Annotated in this window: 13 protein-coding genes; all 13 read left to right on the forward strand. The window is 41.1% G+C overall.

All coding sequences use genetic code 11. The annotated features are described in order from the left end of the window. Positions 1–5 precede the first annotated feature (5 nt). The 13 genes from mnmG to G458_RS0104530 all read left to right on the forward strand — a co-directional run bounded on the left by mnmG (position 6) and on the right by G458_RS0104530 (position 19,495). A complete protein-coding gene (gene mnmG, locus G458_RS0104460; protein ID WP_026950844.1) occupies positions 6–1,871 on the forward strand; it encodes a tRNA uridine-5-carboxymethylaminomethyl(34) synthesis enzyme MnmG in 1,866 nt (621 codons plus the stop codon). Between the two features lies 1 nt (position 1,872). Beyond that, positions 1,873–2,760 (forward strand): methyltransferase domain-containing protein, encoded by an 888-nt coding sequence (locus G458_RS0104465; RefSeq protein WP_026950845.1) that lies wholly within the window; start codon positions 1,873–1,875, stop codon positions 2,758–2,760. Next, entirely contained in the window at positions 2,757–4,406 is a 1,650-nt protein-coding gene (locus G458_RS20175; protein WP_035467714.1) for an Ig-like domain-containing domain, read from the forward strand. The genes G458_RS0104465 and G458_RS20175 overlap by 4 nt, the downstream gene beginning before the upstream one ends. Before the next feature lie 498 nt (positions 4,407–4,904). Next, positions 4,905–6,653 carry an AMP-dependent synthetase/ligase gene (locus G458_RS0104480; protein ID WP_026950846.1) on the forward strand — a complete coding sequence of 583 codons (1,749 nt, stop codon included), beginning with the start codon at positions 4,905–4,907 and terminating at the stop codon, positions 6,651–6,653. A gap of 238 nt (positions 6,654–6,891) precedes the next feature. Next, complete coding sequence (locus tag G458_RS20180; RefSeq protein ID WP_035467772.1) at positions 6,892–7,353, forward strand: MarR family winged helix-turn-helix transcriptional regulator; 462 nt, start codon at positions 6,892–6,894, stop codon at positions 7,351–7,353. A gap of 39 nt (positions 7,354–7,392) precedes the next feature. Further along, entirely contained in the window at positions 7,393–9,798 is a 2,406-nt protein-coding gene (locus tag G458_RS0104490; protein ID WP_026950847.1) for a 3-hydroxyacyl-CoA dehydrogenase/enoyl-CoA hydratase family protein, read from the forward strand. A gap of 73 nt (positions 9,799–9,871) precedes the next feature. Beyond that, positions 9,872–10,243, forward strand: a complete 372-nt coding sequence (locus tag G458_RS0104495; RefSeq protein WP_026950848.1) for a four helix bundle protein — start codon at positions 9,872–9,874, stop codon at positions 10,241–10,243. Positions 10,244–10,323: 80 nt separating this feature from the next. Next, positions 10,324–11,499 carry a thiolase family protein gene (locus tag G458_RS0104500; RefSeq protein ID WP_026950849.1) on the forward strand — a complete coding sequence of 392 codons (1,176 nt, stop codon included), beginning with the start codon at positions 10,324–10,326 and terminating at the stop codon, positions 11,497–11,499. Positions 11,500–11,603: 104 nt separating this feature from the next. Beyond that, the gene (locus tag G458_RS0104505; protein ID WP_026950850.1) at positions 11,604–13,397 is read left to right on the forward strand and encodes an acyl-CoA dehydrogenase family protein; all 1,794 of its coding nucleotides are present in this window, start codon (positions 11,604–11,606) and stop codon (positions 13,395–13,397) included. A 246-nt stretch (positions 13,398–13,643) separates the two neighbouring features. Next, on the forward strand, positions 13,644–14,639 hold the full coding sequence (locus tag G458_RS0104510; protein WP_026950851.1) for a sugar kinase: 996 nt from the start codon (positions 13,644–13,646) through the stop codon (positions 14,637–14,639). Between the two features lie 2 nt (positions 14,640–14,641). After that, positions 14,642–15,301 (forward strand): beta/alpha barrel domain-containing protein, encoded by a 660-nt coding sequence (locus G458_RS0104515; RefSeq protein WP_026950852.1) that lies wholly within the window; start codon positions 14,642–14,644, stop codon positions 15,299–15,301. A 139-nt stretch (positions 15,302–15,440) separates the two neighbouring features. Further along, positions 15,441–16,136, forward strand: a complete 696-nt coding sequence (locus G458_RS0104525; RefSeq protein ID WP_026950853.1) for a FadR/GntR family transcriptional regulator — start codon at positions 15,441–15,443, stop codon at positions 16,134–16,136. A 206-nt stretch (positions 16,137–16,342) separates the two neighbouring features. Next, on the forward strand, positions 16,343–19,495 hold the full coding sequence (locus G458_RS0104530; RefSeq protein WP_026950854.1) for a SusC/RagA family TonB-linked outer membrane protein: 3,153 nt from the start codon (positions 16,343–16,345) through the stop codon (positions 19,493–19,495). The last annotated feature ends 8 nt before the right edge of the window (positions 19,496–19,503 follow it).

Here is a 19,503-nt window from a genome sequence, read left to right on the forward strand (position 1 = left end):
ATACCATGTTTCCAAAATACGATGTGATAGTAGTGGGAGCTGGGCATGCTGGTTGTGAAGCCGCACATGCTGCAGCAAAGATGGGTTCAAAGGTATTATTGTGTACCATGAACATGAACACTATTGCGCAAATGTCCTGCAACCCTGCCATGGGCGGAGTGGCCAAAGGACAAATAGTTCGTGAAATTGATGCTCTCGGAGGAATGTCTGGAATTATTTCAGACAAATCAATGATCCAGTTTCGAATGCTCAATAGATCTAAAGGGCCAGCAATGTGGTCCCCAAGATCTCAAAATGATCGAATGAGATTCGCAGAAGAATGGAGACTCGCTTTGGAGTATACACCAAATGTGGATTTTTGGCAAGAAATGATATCCGGACTTATCGTCAAAGATGGACGGGTAAAAGGCGTGCGAACAGCCATTGGACTGGAAATTGAAAGTAAATCTGTGGTTCTGACCAATGGAACATTCCTCAATGGAATTATTCATATCGGAGAAAAACAATTTGGAGGAGGTAGAACAGGAGAATCTGCAGCAAAAGGAATCACTGAACAACTGGTGCAATTAGGTTTTGAGGCAGGAAGGATGAAAACCGGAACACCTCCTCGAGTAGATGGGAGAAGTTTGGATTATTCTAGAATGGAAGAACAATTTGGAGATGAAAACCCTGAAAAATTTTCCTATTTAGATTCTACACAACCATTGAAAGAACAACGGTCTTGTTGGATCACTTACACGAACAAAGACGTCCACCAAACCTTGGAAACAGGATTTGACAGATCTCCAATGTTTAATGGAAGAATTCAAGGCCTTGGACCGAGATACTGTCCGAGCATTGAAGATAAAATCAACCGATTTGCAGAAAGAGACCGCCATCAAATATTCGTCGAACCCGAAGGATGGAATACAGTAGAGATCTATGTCAATGGATTTTCAACCTCACTTCCTGAAGACGTTCAGTACAAAGCACTTCGAAAAATCGAAGGATTTGAAAATGCAAAGATGTTCAGACCCGGTTATGCAATAGAGTATGACTTCTTTCCACCAACTCAATTAAAGCAGACTTTAGAAACCAAAATCATAGAAAATCTATATTTCGCAGGCCAAATCAATGGTACTACTGGATATGAAGAAGCAGCTTCTCAAGGCTTAATCGCAGGAATCAACGCAAGTTTGAAAACCCAGGAAAAAGATCCATTTATCTTAAAACGTTCTGATGCCTACATCGGAGTATTAATAGATGATTTGATCAACAAGGGTACAGAAGAGCCATATCGGATGTTTACCTCCAGAGCTGAATTTAGACTATTACTAAGGCAAGACAATGCAGATTTGAGATTGACAGAAATGGGTCATGAAATTGGTCTGGCATCTGAAGAAAGACATCAGAAAATGCTGGAGAAAAAATCCAATACCGCTAAACTGCTAAATGATCTCAAACAAAAAAGATTCAGCCCTGATTCGATCAATTCAGCTCTGGAGGATATAGGAACCGCTACAATTTCAGAAAAAACAAGTGCAGAAAAACTCCTTAAGAGACCACAAATCGGAATGGAACATTTGAAAAATATCCATGAAGAATTGAAGACTTATCTGGAGAAATACCCGAAAGAAGTTCTCGAACAAGCCGAAGTTCAAATAAAATACGATAGCTACATCGAAAAAGAGCAGCAGATGGTAGAGAAGCTTTCTAATATGGAAAACTTCAGAATTCCACATAAATTCGATTATTTAGCCATTACGGCATTATCAGCTGAAGGAAGACAAAAGCTTAACAAAATAAGACCCGAAACATTGGGACAAGCTTCAAGAATTAGCGGAGTTTCTCCATCAGATTTATCCATTTTAACAGTCTATTTAGGAAGGTAAAATGTCAGAAAGACTCACCAAATGCCCACTCTGTAAAAGTGGGCATTTTCTTAACCACCAAGAGCTAATCGATCATGCAGTCACCAAGGAGTCCTTTGTGATTTGTAAGTGTACCCAGTGCCAACTTTTATTTACCAACCCAAGACCGGAAGAAACAGAAATAGCCCGGTATTATGAATTCCCGGAATATTTTTCCCACAATGATCAATCTTCTTCTTTAACTCAATTCATTTATAACCTTGCACGAAAACAAAACATAAAGAAAAAGATCAATCTCATCGAGTCTTATAAAAACAGTGGTCGCTGGTTAGATTATGGCTGCGGTACAGGAGAATTGCTTTCAGCAGCAAAGAATCGATCTTGGAAGGTCACAGGAATAGAACCGAATGAAAAAGCTAGAGGTTTGGCAAATGCTAAATTGGAAAATAAAGTCTTTCAGAGCATCGAGGAAATCAGAGAAACAAAGAAATTTGATGTGATTACCCTTTTCCATGTTATAGAACATATCCATTCCTTGAGAAAAACGATAAAATCACTATTAAAACATTTAAAACCAGATGGTTACATCATTATTGCTGTACCAAATCCGGAATCTTGGGATGCATTAAAATATGGACCTTTCTGGGCAGGATGGGATGTACCTAGACATCTTTATCATTTCAACAAAACCTGCATCAAAGGCCTCGAAGAACTATTTACAATGAAGCTAATAGATGAGAAGCCCATGAAAATGGATAGCTTCTACGTTTCTCTACTTTCAGAAGGCTATCAAAACCAAAAATCTCTTGGAAACTTTCTAAAAGGATTCACTTCCGGGATGCGTTCAAATATTGAGGCAAAAAAAACCAACAACTACTCCAGTAACATTTTCATTTTTCAAAAAAGGTGAACAAGTTAAATTCAATAGTTTTAGCATTTCTGGTGTGCATCATCGCCTCTTGTGCGAAGCAAAGTACTCCTATGGGTGGACCTGTAGATAAGGATCCTCCCAAACTTCAGGAGTCTTTTCCCAAAAATGAAACCCTTAACATCAAACCAGAAAAACTGACTTTGATATTTGATGAATATGTCAAATTGGATAATCCAAGCAAAGGCATAGTTATCACTCCGAGGATCAAAAAGGACGAAGTCATTTTCTCTTCAAACAAAAACACGATCACGGTTGAGCTCAATCAAGAGCTTGAGGAAAACACCACTTATGTTTTCGACTTTCAAAAAGCCGTAGTCGATATTTCAGAAGAAAACCCGGCAGAAAATCTGAAGCTGGTTTTTTCAACAGGAAACTCCATAGACAGCCTTACTCTAGAAGGAAAGGTTAATTACCTTTTTCCAGATAGCAGATTGGAATACAAAAATGTGCTAGTAGGAGTGTATCCCATAGGTGATACCACAGACATCTTCACCGGAGCACCTTATTACCTCAGCCAAGTGGATTCTTCAGGAAACTTTAAAATTTCCAATATTAAAAATGGATCTTACTTCGCTTACGCATGGAACGATGAAAATGGAAGCATAAAGGCAGAATACAAATCCGAAGCTTATGATTTTCTATTGGATACTCTCCATCTTGAACAGAATCTAAGCAATCTAGAATTTAATCTATCAAAAGCTGATTTCACTCCCATTAGAATCCTAAGAACAGGAAACTATGGGAGAAATTTTGATGTAATCCTGAATAAAAATCCAGTAAGTATTGATATAAAAAATGAATCAAAACAAATTGATTATCAATACAATACATCAGATAAAAGAATAAGAATTTATCCAAAAAATAGCATCACCGATAGTACACAGTTTTCAATCCAACTGACAGATTCAGTAGGTTTTAAAATAGACACTTTGATCTGGGCTAAATTTCCTGAAAGCGAACGAAAACCAGATAAACTGACCCTATCTGCAAATTCAGGTAGAAACTTTTACCGTCAAATGGAAATGGAATTGACTTTCAACAAACCCATTTCCAAAATCAACACAGATTCTCTATATGTTCAATATGACAGTGCAGGAATAATCAGGATAGAACAATCCATGTTCCATTTTACAGATTCTGCAAGGAGAGATCTTTTGAAAATATCTCTTTCCATCCCAGATTCCATCAGTAAAGAAATTTTTACATTAAAAGCAGCAGATTCCACATTCCTAGACTGGGAAAACCAATACAATGAAGCAGTCCTCTCGGCAAACTATAAAAAGATCAAAAGAGAGTCCCTGGCAGACGAAATAGCAGGAACCATCATAGGTGCAAGCCCACCATATATCGTGCAGCTAATGGATTCCAAAGGCACTGTTTCACGTGAATTATTTATTCCTACCGGAAATACCTATTCCTTTAAATTATTAGAGCCAGGAAACTACAAAATCCGAGTAATCGAAGATTTAAATGGTAACAAAAGATGGGATCCTGCCAATTTCACGCAACGAAGGAAGGCAGAACCAGTCTTTTATTACACCAATCCAGAAACAAAAAATGAGCTCGTAATTAGGGCAGGATGGACCCTAACTGACCAGATTATTACTAAGAGTAAGGAAAATTAATTCACAAAAACAGAGAATTTTTCTGTGGATAATCCAGTACAGAGCGGTGGATATTGGTGGAAATCTTTGGGACAATACAGGGGTTTTCCCCAAATGGAGTGAGTCTAAAACCGAAATCATTCATGAACATGGATAAGTCAAAGATTTTCCACAAAGAAAAATCCTACTATCCACAGAGAGATTACACACCGATTAATATCAGGTAGAATTCCACATAAACTACCAATTTCCAATAAGTCATTATTTTTCAAAGATTTAAAAGTGGATAAACAGTGCATAACCTGTTAAGATAATCTTAGAAACCCTCGTAAGACTGTGGTTAACAATTTGAAGCTGCTTTGTCCACAAATCCACAGCCTTAATAACCTTAATAGATTTTCTTTAATAAATATTCTAATAGAATAAATAGTGTGTGGATTTGGTGGAAAAACGAGATTTGGCTTCATGTCGGGTTTTTAATTATCTTAATCAGCATAAACCCAATACCTGTTAAAAAAAATGGAGCCAAGCCGATTATTCGATCTCATTTCCTACCAGATTTCTACTTATGAAAAAGAAGTTGCATTTGCTCAAAAACTGGATGGACAATGGAAAACCTACTCATCCAGAGATGTAAAAGGAATTGTAGATAATCTCAGTCTTGGACTCCTGGCCATCAATATCGGAGAAGGCGATAAAGTTGCCATCATATCGGATAATCGCCCGGAATGGAATTTTGTGGACTTGGCACTTCAGCAAATTGGAGCCATTTCTGTACCCATGTATCCCACCATCACGATCGAAGATTATTCCTATATCTTCAATCACGCCGATGTAAAGCTGATTTTTACGGGAAATGAGCTGATTACAGAAAAAGCCCAACAAGCGGCTGAAGGAAGGAAAATTTATTCTTTTGATGTGTTGGCAGGAATTGAGCACTGGTCTTCCCTGGAAGAAAAAGGTAAATCAGGTGATTTGGCCGTTTTAGAATCTTCAAAAGCCAAGGTAAAACCTGAGGATTTGTTTACCATCATTTATACCTCAGGAACTACTGGAAAGCCGAAAGGAGTGATGCTTTCTCATTCCAATGTTTTATCCAATGTGATTTCAGTTTCTGACCGGTTTATCATTCCAAAAGGAGTTTCTACGGTTCTTAGCTTCCTTCCTCTTTGCCATATTTTCGAGAGAACAGCCTCCTTCTGTTTTATCCTAATGGGATTGTCAGTGTATTATGCTGAGAGTATGGATACCATTGGAGATAATCTCAAAGAAGTTAAACCCCATCTGTTCAATACTGTCCCAAGACTATTGGAAAAGGTTTATGATAAGATCGTCGCAAAAGGTTATGAGCTTACTGGGATCAAAAGAAGTTTATTCTTCTGGGCCCTTAATTTGGGATTAAGATATGAGCCGAACACTTCGATGGGAGCTTGGTATGATTTCCAACTAAAATTGGCTAACAAGCTGATTTTTTCGAAGTGGAGAGAGGCTTTGGGCGGAAATATTGCTCAAATCAACGTAGGTGCATCTGCCTTACAACCCAGATTGGCGAGAGTCTTTTGGGCTGCAGGGATCCGCGTATGCGAAGGGTATGGATTGACAGAAACCTCTCCTGTGGTCACCGCATCTATCGGTACTCCCGAGGGAATCAGAATTGGATGGGTAGGAAAGCCAGTTTTGGACGTAGAAGTAAAAATTGCAGAGGACGGGGAAATTTTGGTCAAAGGGCCAAATGTCATGCAAGGGTACTATCGGGAACCCGAACTCACCGCAGAGGTACTTAAAAATGGTTGGTTCCATACGGGAGATATCGGGGAGTTTGACGGGGAATACCTCCGGATCACCGATAGGAAGAAAGAAATGTTCAAAACATCGGGTGGAAAATATGTTGCTCCCCAGGTTTTGGAAAATAAATTCAAAGAATCGCTCCTGATTGAGCAGCTCATGGTAGTAGGCGATGGCAGAAATTATCCTGCCGCATTGGTGGTTCCAAGTTTTGAGGGATTGAGAGATTTCTGCAAGCGAAAGGATATTCCTTATCTGACCGATACGGAAATGGTGAAAAAACCGGAAATCATGGAAAAATATCAGCAGGAGATAGAACACTACAATAAGTTTTTTGGAAAATGGGAGCAGGTGAAGCGGTTCAAATTGCTGGATAAATCCTGGTCCATTGAAACGGGTGAACTTACCCCAACGATGAAGTTGAAGCGTAAGGTCATCCTACAAAAGTTTGATTCTCAGATTGAAGAACTCTACAAAAGTTAAGATTTAACTAATTTTCAAATAAATTTTATCTCAGAATATTTTTGGGAAAATTTAGTTTAAAAATCTATTTTATTCTGTAAATAGCTTTCATAATAATAATTTCAGATTATTATTTTATAAAACCTCTGTTTTTCAGTTTATAATTTGTGATGCATGCATAACTTTTTTTCAAAAATAGTATGCATGCATACAAAATTTACTTAACTTAGGATGAACCATTTTTGGATGCATGAATCCTATGAAAAGAGAAGAAACCGTTGACTATCACATCAAAAGCGCTTGGCATGCCATATCCCGCATGTACAATCAGCAAGCTGTGGAAGAAGGATTCACTACTGCGATCGGATTTGTTCTGATCAATATTAATTCCAAGGAAGGGACCCCTGCTACCAAAATTGCTCCCATGATTGGATTGGAAACTCGCAGTCTGACGAGGATGCTTAAAACCATGGAAGAAAAAGGATTGGTCTATAAAGAGGCCGATCCAAATGATAAGCGTTCGGTAAGAATTTTTCTCACCGAGGAAGGAAAGGCAAAAAAAGAAAGATCCATTAACACCATCATGGACTTTAATCAGCAAATCCGGGAGGTCGTTTCGGAAAACGACTTGAAGACCTTTTTCGGAGTATTTGACAAAATCCAAATGGTCATCGACCAGATTAATGGAAGCAATGTCAACAAACCCATTTATGAACTTTAAACTCCTCCCGAAAGGGAGCTAAAATCAAAACCCAAAAAAATGAACAGAACCATTAAAAAAGTTGCCGTATTAGGTTCAGGTGTCATGGGATCCAGGATCGCATGCCATTTCGCCAATATCGGTGTACAGGTACTTTTATTGGATATTGTTCCTTTTGAGCTAACTAAAGAGGAACAAATCAAGGGATTGACCAAAGAGCATCCGGCAGTTCGGAACCGATTGGTCAATACAGCTTTGCAAAATACTTTGAAGTCAAATCCCTCAGCGATTTATGACAAGGCTTTTGCCTCCAGAATCACGACGGGAAATTTTGACGACGATCTACCCAAGATCAAGGATTACGACTGGGTGATCGAGGTAGTGGTAGAGCGATTGGATATCAAGCAGCAGCTTTTCGAAAAAGTTGAGAAATTCAGAAAGCCCGGTTCCCTGATTACTTCCAACACTTCAGGGATCCCGATGCATTTGATGTGTGAAGGTAGAAGTGAAGATTTCCAGGTAAACTTTGCCGGAACGCACTTTTTCAATCCCCCACGGTATCTCAGACTTTTGGAGATTATTCCCGGACCCAAAACCAATCCCGAAATCATTGATTTCTTGATGGATTATGGGGATAGATTTTTGGGGAAAGAGACAGTACTCTGTAAAGATACGCCGGCATTTATTGCCAACCGGATCGGTGTGTATGCGATCATTTCCGGAATGCATGCCATCGAAAAAATGGGCTTTGGAGTCTCCGAAGTGGATAAATTGACAGGACCTGTAATTGGTAGAGCCAAGTCAGCGACTTTCCGAACCATGGACGTGGTCGGACTCGATACCACCGTCAATGTGGCCAATAACCTGTACAAAGCACTTCCACACGATGAATCCCGTGATAAATTCAAATTGCCAAAAATTGTAGAAGTCCTCTACAACAACAAATGGTTTGGAGATAAGACCGGACAGGGATATTTCAAAATGATCCGTCATAAGGACGGGCGCAAAGAACTCAAAGAACTGGATTTCCAGACTTTTGAATACAAGGACGTTGAAAAGCCAAAATTTAAGGCTCTTGAAGCTTCCAAAGACATCGAAGACCTCAAGAAACGCATCAAATTCCTTGTCAATTTTGAAGATAGAGCAGGAGAATTTTATCGTGCTTCTTTCTATGACTTATTCAAGTACTGTTCAAACCGAATTCCGGAAATTTCCGATGAGCTCTATAGAATTGACCAAGCAGTTTGCGCAGGTTTTGGTTGGGAATTAGGACCCTTCGAAACCTGGGATGTATTAGGCGTCAAGGAGACTGTAGAAAGAATGGAAGCTGCAGGAGAAAAAGCAGCTCCTTGGGTACATGAAATGCTCTCTGCAGGAAATGAGTCTTTTTACAAAGTCATTGGAGGGAAAAAGCATTTCTACGATATCCCTTCCAAATCTTACCAAGAAATCCCTGGAATTGAAGATTTCATCATTTTGGATACGCTGAAGTCCTCGGGCAAAAAAGTCTGGGGAAATCCAGGAGCAAGTATATATGATTTGGGTGACGAGGTTATCGGTTTGGAATTCCATACCAAGATGAACTCTATGGGCGCCGAAGTCATCGAGGGGATCAACACTGCCATTGGAATGGCAGAAAAGTCATACAAAGGACTGGTTATTGGTAATGAAGGAGGCAATTTCTCCGCAGGAGCCAATTTGGCGATGCTGTTTATGTTTGCCGGTGACCAGGATTTTGATGAGATCAACATGATGATTGCCCAATTCCAGAATACCATGATGCGGGCAAGATATTCCTCTATTCCTGTGGTAGTTGCCCCACACAATATGGCTTTGGGGGGAGGATGTGAACTTTCTCTCCACTCTGATCATATCCAGGCTCATGCTGAATTGTATATGGGATTAGTGGAAGTCGGAGTAGGATTGATTCCTGCTGGAGGCGGCACCAAGGAGATGACGCTTCGTTTTTCCAACAGTGTAATGAACGGAGATGTTGAGCTTAATCAGCTTCAGGAATATTTCATGAATATCGCCACCGCGAAGGTTTCTACTTCAGCGGAAGAAGCTAGGGGATTGGGATACTTGAGAAAAACCGATGGAATCACGTTGAACCGAAAAAGGCAACTGGCCGATGCGAAAGCCAAGGTACTTTCCCTATCTGATTTGGGATACTCTCAGCCCGTCCAGCAAACCAATATCAAGGTCTTGGGCAAAACTTCCCTGGCCTTGTTTGAAGCCGGAATCACAGGAATGCTCTATGGCAACTATATCTCTGAACATGATGCCAAAATCGCAAGAAAATTAGCTTGGGTGATGTCAGGCGGTGATTTGTCCTCAGCCACAGAGGTGAGTGAGCAATACTTACTCGATTTGGAACGAGAAGCTTTCCTCAGCTTGACCGGAGAGCAAAAAACCCTCGAGCGTATTCACAGTATTTTGTTCAAAGGAAAACCTCTGAGAAACTAGAGCCAAGAATCGAGAGTCAAGAGTCAAGAAGTAAGAAATTAAATCCTGAAAAAGATTTTAAACAAATCCGAAAATGAGACTTAAACATAATTTCAAGAACCTGAAAGTTTGGCAAAAAGCAGTGGATTTAGCTGTCAATGTGTATGAATTGACTATATCATTTCCTTCTGAAGAAAGGTTTGGGATTACTTCTCAAATGAGAAGGTGCAGTGTATCTATTCCATCAAATATTGCAGAGGGAACAGCTAGAAATTCTTCAAAATCATTTTCGAATTGTTTGGATATCAGTTTAGGAGAAAGTTTCGAATTAGAAACTCAAGGAATTATTGCCAGAAGAGTTGGAATCCTAAGTGAAGAAAGGTTCACCACATTCAGTGAAGAGCTTTCTGAAGTTCAGAAAATGATAATTGGATTAAAAAACACCATAGAGGAAAATCCTTATTAGGCAGATTCAATCTTGATTCTTGTCTCTAGGATCTTGTTTCTCGGGCTCTAAAAGACATTTAAAAACTAAAAAAACAACTAATGGAAGCATATATAATAAACGGATATAGATCAGCAGTTGGCAAGTCCAAAAAGGGAGGTTTTAGATTTTATCGACCGGATGATTTGGCTGCAGATGTGATCAAGCATTTGGTTGCAAATACCCCAGGCCTTGAAGCAAAAATGGTGGATGACCTGATCGTCGGAAATGCGGTGCCAGAGGCAGAACAAGGAATGCAGATGGGAAGAATGATTTCTCTTCTGGCCTTAGGAATTGACAATCCAGGATTTATCATGAATCGATATTGCGGATCTGGTGTAGAGGCCATAGCCTTAGCAGTAGGTAAAGTCAAAGCCGGAATGGCGGATTGTATTATCGCCGGCGGGACAGAATCTATGTCTCTTGTTCCTATGATGGGTTACAAGACTGCCCTGAATTACAAAATAGCGACCCAAACTCCAAACTATTACCTCAGTATGGGTTTGACTGCAGAGGAATTGGCAAAAGACTATAGCATAACCAGGGAGGAAGCAGATGCTTTCTCCGTGAGATCTCATGAAAAAGCTTTGGCAGCGATTTCATCAGGCAAATTCAAAGATGAAATAGTTCCAGTGGAAGTAGAAGAGACCTATTTGGATGATAAAGGGAAAAAGAAAACCCGAAAGTTTGTCGTCGATACAGATGAAGGTCCAAGAGAAGGAACAACTCTGGAAGTCCTAGCAGGATTAAAGCCGGCCTTCAAAATGGGAGGTCAGGTGACTGCAGGTAATTCTTCCCAAACTTCCGATGGAGCAGCATTTGTGGTCGTGATGTCTGAGCGATTGATGAAATCACTAGGTCTGGATCCTATCGCAAGAATGATGTCTTATTCTGTGGCAGGGGTTGACCCTAGAATTATGGGAATTGGGCCTAAAGAAGCTGTTCCAAAAGCTTTGAAGCAGGCCGGCCTTTCCCTCCAGGATATTGACTTGATTGAGCTCAACGAAGCCTTTGCAGCACAGGCACTGGCAGTGATTAAATCCTTGGATATGAATCCTGATAAAGTAAATGTGAATGGAGGTGCTGTGGCACTCGGTCACCCGCTGGGATGTACAGGAGCCAAGTTATCTGTTCAGCTTTTCAATGAGTTGAGAAGACAGAATAAAAAATATGGAATGGTCACAGCCTGCGTCGGCGGTGGTCAGGGAGTTGCCGGGATATACGAGTTGCTGAAGTAAAGACCCTTCGCAATTCGAGCTTCAACATTCAGTGTTCTTTTTAGAAGAATATCGAATGGAGAACTCCGAATCAAGAATAAAGAAGAAACAGAAAATTTAACCATATGACTACTTTATCAAAAACTATCCAAGGAGGAGAATTTCTCATCCGGGAAACAGTGGCTCAGGATGTATTTATCCCAGAAGAATTTACCGAAGAGCAAAAAATGATGGCACAGGCTTGTCAGGATTTCATCGACACGGAGATCACTCCTAAAATCGAGGAAATTGACAGCATGAAAAACCCTGACTTGGTTCCGAGCATTTTCAAAAAGTCCGGAGAATTGGGTCTTTTGGGTGTATCCGTTCCTGAGGAATACGGAGGACTTGGTATGAGCTTCAACACCTCTATGTTAATTGCTGACATTATCGGTGCTGCTGGGTCTTTTTCTACCACTTATGGAGCACATACGGGAATTGGTACCTTGCCGATTCTTTACTATGGCACTGAAGAACAAAAGCAAAAATACCTTCCAAAACTAGCGACTGGAGAATGGGCAGCATGCTATTGTTTGACCGAACCTGATGCAGGTTCTGATGCAAACAGCGGCAAAACCAAAGCTACTCTCTCCGCGGATGGAAAAACCTACCTGATAAATGGTCAGAAAATGTGGATCTCCAATGCGGGCTTTGCAGATCTTTTTATTGTGTTTGCCAAGATTGAAGACGACAAAAATCTGACCGCCTTCATTGTTGAAAAGACCTTTGGTGGAATCACCATGAATGAAGAAGAAAAAAAGATGGGTATTAAGGGTTCTTCTACCCGTCAGGTATTTTTCAACGACTGTCCGGTTCCGGCTGAAAATATGCTTTCTGAAAGAGGAAACGGATTCAAAATCGCAGTAAACGTCCTTAACGTCGGTCGTGTCAAACTAGGAGCAGGTGTATTGGGTGGAGTTCGTACAGTAATTTCCAAATCCATCGCTTACTCAACCGAAAGACGTCAGTTTGGAGTAAGCATCAATACTTTTGGAGCCATTAAATCCAAATTGGCTGAAATGGCAATCCGCACTTTCGTCAGTGAATCTTTGTCTTACCGCGCTGGTCAGGATATTGAAGATCACATGGACGCTTTGGCTGCGGAGGGTCTTTCTGACGCTGAAGCCAAGCTTAAAGCTTTGGAACAATTTTCCATCGAGTGTGCCATTTCTAAAATCCATGGTTCCGAAGTGTTGGATTACGTGGTGGATCAAGGCGTACAGATTTATGGAGGCATGGGTTATTCCGCTGAGGCTCCTATGGAAAGAGCTTATCGGGATGCCAGGATTTCCAGAATTTATGAAGGCACCAATGAAATCAACCGCATGCTGATGGTGGGAATGATTTTGAAGCGTGCGATGAAAGGGGAGATTAATTTGTTTGAACCGGCAATGGCTGTTGCAGCAGAGCTGACCTCCGTTCCTTCTTTCGAGACGATTGATGCTTCAGAGCTTTTCGCAGTAGAAAAAGATATTCTCAAGAAGCTGAAAAAAGTATTTCTGATGGTCGGCGGTAAGGCCGCTATGGCTCTTCAGGATAAAATTGAGGACGAGCAGGAAATCATGATGAATCTTGCAGATGTGATGACTGAGATCTATGCTGCTGAATCCGGAATTCTCCGTGCCGAAAAGCTGGCCCTTCAGAAAGGTGAAGAAAATGCCAAATATCAAATTGCCATGGCGAGAGTTTACCTTTATGAGGCGATCGATAAGATCGAGGCTGCAGCTAAGGAAGCAATCGTTTCCTTTGCAAAAGGTGACGAGCAAAAAGTCATGCTAATGGGATTGAAGAGATTTACCAAGCCTGATTTTATCAACGTCAAGGAACTCAGAAGAGAAATAGCTGACTATATGATAGCAGAAGGAAAATATCCTTTCTAAAAAAAGTAAGATTGCAAAAGCCTCCGGAAAAGCTATTCGGAGGCTTTTTTTGTTTTTGGTATTGAAAAAATGAAGGGGTTTTTAGGAACTACTTCGATTATTTAGCCCAAGTTCTTAAAGGCAAATATTAATTTTTCCATTTTTCCTTCTAATTTTGGCCAGGACCTTAGCCCTACCTGCCGGCTGAGAATTTTTTCTCGACAATCTCCTTCCTATTTCTTAACCCTTCTCAAAACTTCAATTTTGATGAAAAAACGTATCATTACGCTTGGCGAAGTCATGCTTAGACTTTCCACGCCAGGCCATCATCGCTTTGTCAATGCCAATTCATTTGAGGCGGTATATGGGGGAGCTGAAGCAAATGTTGCTATTTCTCTAGCCAATTGGGATTGTTCTGTGGCGCACATTACGGCCCTTCCCAATCACGAAATAGGGGACGCGGTAAAAAGATACCTTAGCTCCTCTGGGGTGGACACTTCTTATCTTCAATTCAGTCCCGGCAGAATGGGATTGTATTTTGTCGAAAACGGAGCAATGCAAAGGTCTTCCAAGATCATTTACGACCGATTTGACTCTGTTTTTGCCAATTTCGACTTTTCGAAGCTGGATTGGGAGCAGATTTTCCAAGGATCGGATTGGTTTCATTGGACGGGGATTACCCCAGCGATCTCTGCATCAGCAGCAAAGGTTTGCAAAGAGGCGGTGCTCGCTGCAGAAAAACTCGGGGTAAAAATTAGCGCTGACATCAATTACAGAAGAAACCTTTGGCAATACGGAAAGCAGCCAATGGACATCATGCCTGAGCTAATTCGTCCTTCACACCTGATAATTGCCGGATTAACGGACTTTGAAAACTGCATGGGCATCCAAACAGACAATTACGAGGAAGCCTGTCAGGCTGCGAAGGAGTTTTGTCCTAATCTGGCCTATGTTTCCACGACTTCAAGAAAATCCATAAGTGCCTCAGAGAATAAATTAAAAGGGAAATTGTGGAATACTGAGACGTTTTTGAAGTCCAAATCTTACCGCATGAGTCATATCGTGGATCGGATTGGAGGAGGAGATGCCTTTATGGCTGGATTGATTTATGGGCTGCTGCATTTTAAAGATCAGGAGGCGATTGATTTTGCAGTTGCAGCTTCAGTTCTCAAACATTCCATCCCGGGTGATGCCAACTTGGTGTCCATAGAAGAGGTGAATCATTTAATCAAAGGGGAAAACGTCGGAAAATTATTACGCTAATCATGAAAAAGTTATTTAATCCAATTTTGGAAATCATGTCTGAGACAGGGATGATTCCGGTATTTAGCCACTCCGATGTTGCAAAATCCCTGTCGGTGATGACAGCTTGCTATGCGGGAGGAATTAGGGTTTTTGAATTCACTGATCGGAATGAAAATTCCCTGGAAGTTTTTAAAGAATTGAAAAAGCAGGCTCCCAAATTTCCAGGTTTATACCTCGGTATTGGGACAATTTTCACCCAAGAGCAAGCTCAAAGTTTTATCGAGGCAGAAGCGGACTTTATTGTTTCCCCAGCTTTGATTCCAGAAGTAGCAGAAATATCTGAAAAAGCCGAAGTGATGTGGGTGCCCGGCTGTGGGACGATCACAGAAGTGTATCAAGCGAAAAAAATGGGAGCAAAACTGGTCAAAGCCTTTCCAGGAAATGTTTTGGGTCCTGAATTTATTGCTGCCGCAAAATCCGTAATTCCTGACTTGCATTACATGCCAACCGGAGGAGTGGAGCCAACTTCGGAGAACCTGGAGCGTTGGTTTAAAGCAGGAGTAACATGTGTTGGAATGGGTTCTCAACTCTTTAAAAAAGAATGGATTGAGAAAGAAGAATATCAAAAACTTCAAGGTGCTGTCAGTGAAACGCTTAGAATCATAAAAAAATTTAATTGATAAAAATAGCGAATACGTCCTGAATGAGCGGTTTTTTCCAAGACCGCTCATTTTTTTTTACCCAACTGGGAAAAAATATTTGGAGCATAAATTTTTTTATTCAAAATTGGTCAACCAATAATTGGTTAACCAATCTAAGATGGAGACCCTAAATAACTTCAAAGAAATAAAAATCGATAGTCCCGTAGACATCATTATCGGTCAGATTCGAGACTTGATAATATCCGGAGAATTAGTTCCGGGAGACAAACTTCCGCCAGAACGGAAATTGTCTGAAAAACTCGGAATCAGCAGAAGCTATGTCCGAGAAGCTATCAAAAAATTAGAATTCTACGGAATCGTCAAAACGCATCCTCAAAGTGGAACTGTGATCGCAGGTCTAGGAATCACTGCTTTGGAAGGATTGATAACTGATGTTTTGAAAATGGAAGGAAGTGATTTTCATTCCCTGATCGAAACCCGACTGATTCTGGAGGCCCAAACAGCAAAATTTGCAGCTATCCGCAGAACGGAAAGTGATATTGAAGAGCTGGAAGAGGCATTGTCCCTCTATGAAGCAAAGGTAAAAGTAGGAGAGCAAGCCATTGATGAGGATCTACTATTCCACATCAAAATAGCCGAATCAAGCAAGAACAATGTCTTGAAATCCCTCATGCTGATCGTGACTCCGGATATTTTGACGCATTTCACCAAGCACAATGTCTGCGGTGGAGGAAAGCCATTCGGAGCCTTGCAAGAGCACAAAGAAATTTTGGAACATATCAAAAATCAAGATCCAGAGATGGCTGAAAAGGCCATGATCAATCATTTATCGGATATCATCAATAAAAAGTGATTTGCCTATGCTAAAAAAAAATGGTGGATAGAATCCACCAAATTTCAACATCAGGATTTAAATACTACTCATTAAAGATTGTCGAGGTCCTATTTGTGTAGCAGCCTAATGTCTCCTCAAAATTAAGGAATTTTTTGGAGCCTTGAAGCGGATTTATCTCCCTGATTTTTCTTTAATAATCTCAACTCTTAACAACATTACCCAAAATGAAACAACCATTACCAAAACAAATTTGGATTGGGTCAGTGAATTATTTTCAAATCATTTCACTGTGTATCTGCCTGTTCTTAGGCAGTGTCGCCCAAGTAGCGGCCTTTCAGGGAGAAGCTGCCTCAGTCATTGAGGGGCAGGTTTTAGACAACCAGGGACTGGCAATTCCTGGAGTAAACATTCTGGTCAAAGGAACTGTCAATGCTACCGTGACAGACATCGATGGCAAGTTCAAAATCATGGCAAAGCCTACCGATACCCTGATTTTTTCCTTCATTGGATACACCACACAAGAAGTTCTGGTGGGAGCTCAAAAATTAATCTCGCTTACTCTGAGTGAGGATTTGACCCAACTGGATGAAGTAATTGTCGTGGGCTACGGTACTCAGAAGAAATCACATTTGACCGGTGCTGTATCAAAATTTGAGAACAGCAATCTGGGTGACCTTCCAACCGTAAGAGCCGACCAGGCCCTTCAGGGAAAAATCGCCGGGGTGCAGATTCAAAATACCACATCTGAAGCAGGTGTTTCTCCATCCATTCGAATCCGTGGTAATAGCTCCATCGGGGCCAATAATGAGCCACTTGTCGTAGTCGATGGCTTCCCAACTCCAGACGGACTTTCCTTCATCAACCCTAATGACATTGAATCCATCGAAGTATTGAAGGATGCTGCTTCTGCTGCCATCTACGGATCCAGAGGAGCAAATGGCGTAATCATCGTGACCACCAAAAATGGTATCGTGGACAAGCCATCATTCACCTTCAAAATGTTCTCTGGGGTAAACAATCCTTACAAACTTCATGATATGCTCACTTCCAAAGAATATGCAGAATTGCTTTGGGAAGAACAAACACGTGGAGGTGCTGCACCAACCATCCATGAACAGGCCGCTTGGTCTGTCCAGAATGAAACAGACTGGCAGCGAGAAGGTCTTCGTACTGGCGTCATTAGTAGCTACCAATTGGGTGTCTCTGGAGGTAAAAAGGATTTGACCTATTTGATCTCTGCCGGATACAATGATGAAAAAGGGATGTTGATCAACAATGACTTCCAGCGCTTCAACTTAAGAGCGAAAATGGATGCCAGATTGAGCAAAATGCTGAAAGTAGGAGTCAACTTCAATCCTTCTTATACCAAGAGAATTCTACCAGCTTCCAATTTCACTGATTATTTCCGAACTCCTTCCTTCATGCCTGTGCGGCATACCGCCGAGACCTCAGCCTTGACAGGTATTCCTATAGGAGAATGGGCACATGGACGTCATTTCAGCAACGTACTGTATCAGTTCACCACTCCTCAAGGAGTAGCTGTTTCTACCACTGCTGCCAGACCTTGGAGTACTTCCAACAACAATCCAAAGTTCATTAGTGATAATGACTCCAGAGTAGACAACCAATATAGAATGTTGGCATCTACTTACTTTCAAGTTGATTTGGCTAAAAACTTCTTCTTGAAATTTTCACAAGGAGCTTACATCACCAATAGAATTCAAGAGGAGTTTAGAAATTCCGGTACCAACCGTGCTGGTGATCCAAACCGTGGTTCTTATGCCAATAGCTTGAGAATTGATTTGCTTTCTGAAAACATCATCAGCTACTCAAAAGCATTTGATAAGCATGAGATCAGTGCAGTAGGTGGTTTTACCGCTCAAAAAGTAACCAATAGCTACGCCAATATCGTGGGTACCAATTTCCCAACGGACTATGTACCTACTTTAAATGGTGCGACTGTTATCGATTTGGCAAGCACCAACACCCTGAAGGACGAAACGGTATTGTTGTCCTATTTGGCGAGAGCCAGCTATGCTTATGGAAACAAGTACCTGTTTTCTGCAAGTGCCAGAACTGACGGAAGCTCATTGTTTGGTCCTGAAAACAAGTGGGGTTGGTTCCCATCTGTATCCGCTGGATGGGTTCTGTCCGAGGAAAATTTCCTAAAGACAAGCCGTGTGATTGATGTGCTTAAATTGAGAGCAAGCTACGGGGTGACTGGAAATAATGACATTCAGAACTATGCTTATGTCAACAGACTCTATTCTGAAAATTACCCTCTGGGATCAGGCACAGGAATCTTGACTCCAGGATTGGCTCAATCTGGTAATACACTGGCCAATAGAGCAATTGCTTGGGAAAGAACATTCTCCAGCAACATCGGTGTAGATGTAGCCTTCTTCGAAAACAGATTCAACCTTTCCTTGGAAATGTACCGCTCTCAGACGGATCAGCTCCTTTTGAGACAGCCGACTCTGGCCATTACGGGCTTTACAGAATATTGGAACAACATCGGAAAAATCCAGAACAAGGGTTTCGAAATGGAATTCCGTTCCAATAACATCAACAAAACCAAATTCCAGTGGACCACTTCTTTGAACCTATCGACAGTTAGAAATAAACTGGTTGAATTTAGCGGCGAAGATCGAGTGCTCTCTTACGGGGAAAGAAGTGAGATTTATTTAGCAGCGGTTGGACAGCCTTACATTCAATACTTTGGCTACAAGACCATCGGCGTATGGAATTCTCAGGAAGAAATCAATGCTAATCCAAGCAGCAGCTTGGACCGTCCGGGAGGATTGAGAGTTCTTGATGCGAATGGAGATGGTAAAATTGATGACAATGACCGTGTGGTTTTAGGCAACCCTTTCCCTGATTTTACTTGGGGGATTACCAACAACTTCACTTTCGGAAACTTTGATTTGAGCGTTCTCCTACAAGGAGTGCAAGGCATCGATGTCTTCAACGGAGATGGGTTTTACAACGAAACCAAGCGAACCAATAGAAAATATGTGGAAAACCGTTGGGTTTCTCCGGAATCTCCAGGAGATGGAAAAACTCCATACAGCACCAACGGGATGGGTTGGCAGTTTACAGACTACATGATTGAAGACGGATCTTATGTCTCCGTACGGGATGTGGTTTTGGGATACAGACTTCCACAACAGATTGCTTCCAAAATGAAGACCAAAGGAGTAAGAGTCTATGGATCAGCCCAAAATGCTTTCTACTTCATGTCTAAAGATTACCGTGGAATCAATCCAGAGGCTAGATCTACCTCTTCCCAGTATGCATCTCCTTTGATATCAGGTTATCAAAGAGGGTCATTCCCAGTGCCTAGAGCATTTGTTTTCGGTGTAGATGTAAGCTTTTAATCCAGATC

It is taken from the genome of Algoriphagus mannitolivorans DSM 15301, from assembly GCF_000429425.1.
Lineage (GTDB): Bacteria > Bacteroidota > Bacteroidia > Cytophagales > Cyclobacteriaceae > Algoriphagus > Algoriphagus mannitolivorans.

Bases quoted from the DNA above. Each gene is read 5' to 3' on its own strand.
- G458_RS0104465 (WP_026950845.1), top strand. From the start codon at position 1,873: ATGTCAGAAAGACTCACCAAATGCCCACTCTGTAAAAGTGGGCATTTT.
- G458_RS20180 (WP_035467772.1), top strand. From the start codon at position 6,892: ATGAAAAGAGAAGAAACCGTTGACTATCACATCAAAAGCGCTTGGCAT.
- G458_RS0104515 (WP_026950852.1), top strand. From the start codon at position 14,642: ATGAAAAAGTTATTTAATCCAATTTTGGAAATCATGTCTGAGACAGGG.
- G458_RS0104480 (WP_026950846.1), top strand. From the start codon at position 4,905: ATGGAGCCAAGCCGATTATTCGATCTCATTTCCTACCAGATTTCTACT.
- mnmG (WP_026950844.1), top strand. From the start codon at position 6: ATGTTTCCAAAATACGATGTGATAGTAGTGGGAGCTGGGCATGCTGGT.
- G458_RS0104505 (WP_026950850.1), top strand. From the start codon at position 11,604: ATGACTACTTTATCAAAAACTATCCAAGGAGGAGAATTTCTCATCCGG.
- G458_RS0104510 (WP_026950851.1), top strand. From the start codon at position 13,644: ATGAAAAAACGTATCATTACGCTTGGCGAAGTCATGCTTAGACTTTCC.
- G458_RS0104530 (WP_026950854.1), top strand. From the start codon at position 16,343: ATGAAACAACCATTACCAAAACAAATTTGGATTGGGTCAGTGAATTAT.
- G458_RS0104525 (WP_026950853.1), top strand. From the start codon at position 15,441: ATGGAGACCCTAAATAACTTCAAAGAAATAAAAATCGATAGTCCCGTA.
- G458_RS0104495 (WP_026950848.1), top strand. From the start codon at position 9,872: ATGAGACTTAAACATAATTTCAAGAACCTGAAAGTTTGGCAAAAAGCA.
- G458_RS0104490 (WP_026950847.1), top strand. From the start codon at position 7,393: ATGAACAGAACCATTAAAAAAGTTGCCGTATTAGGTTCAGGTGTCATG.
- G458_RS0104500 (WP_026950849.1), top strand. From the start codon at position 10,324: ATGGAAGCATATATAATAAACGGATATAGATCAGCAGTTGGCAAGTCC.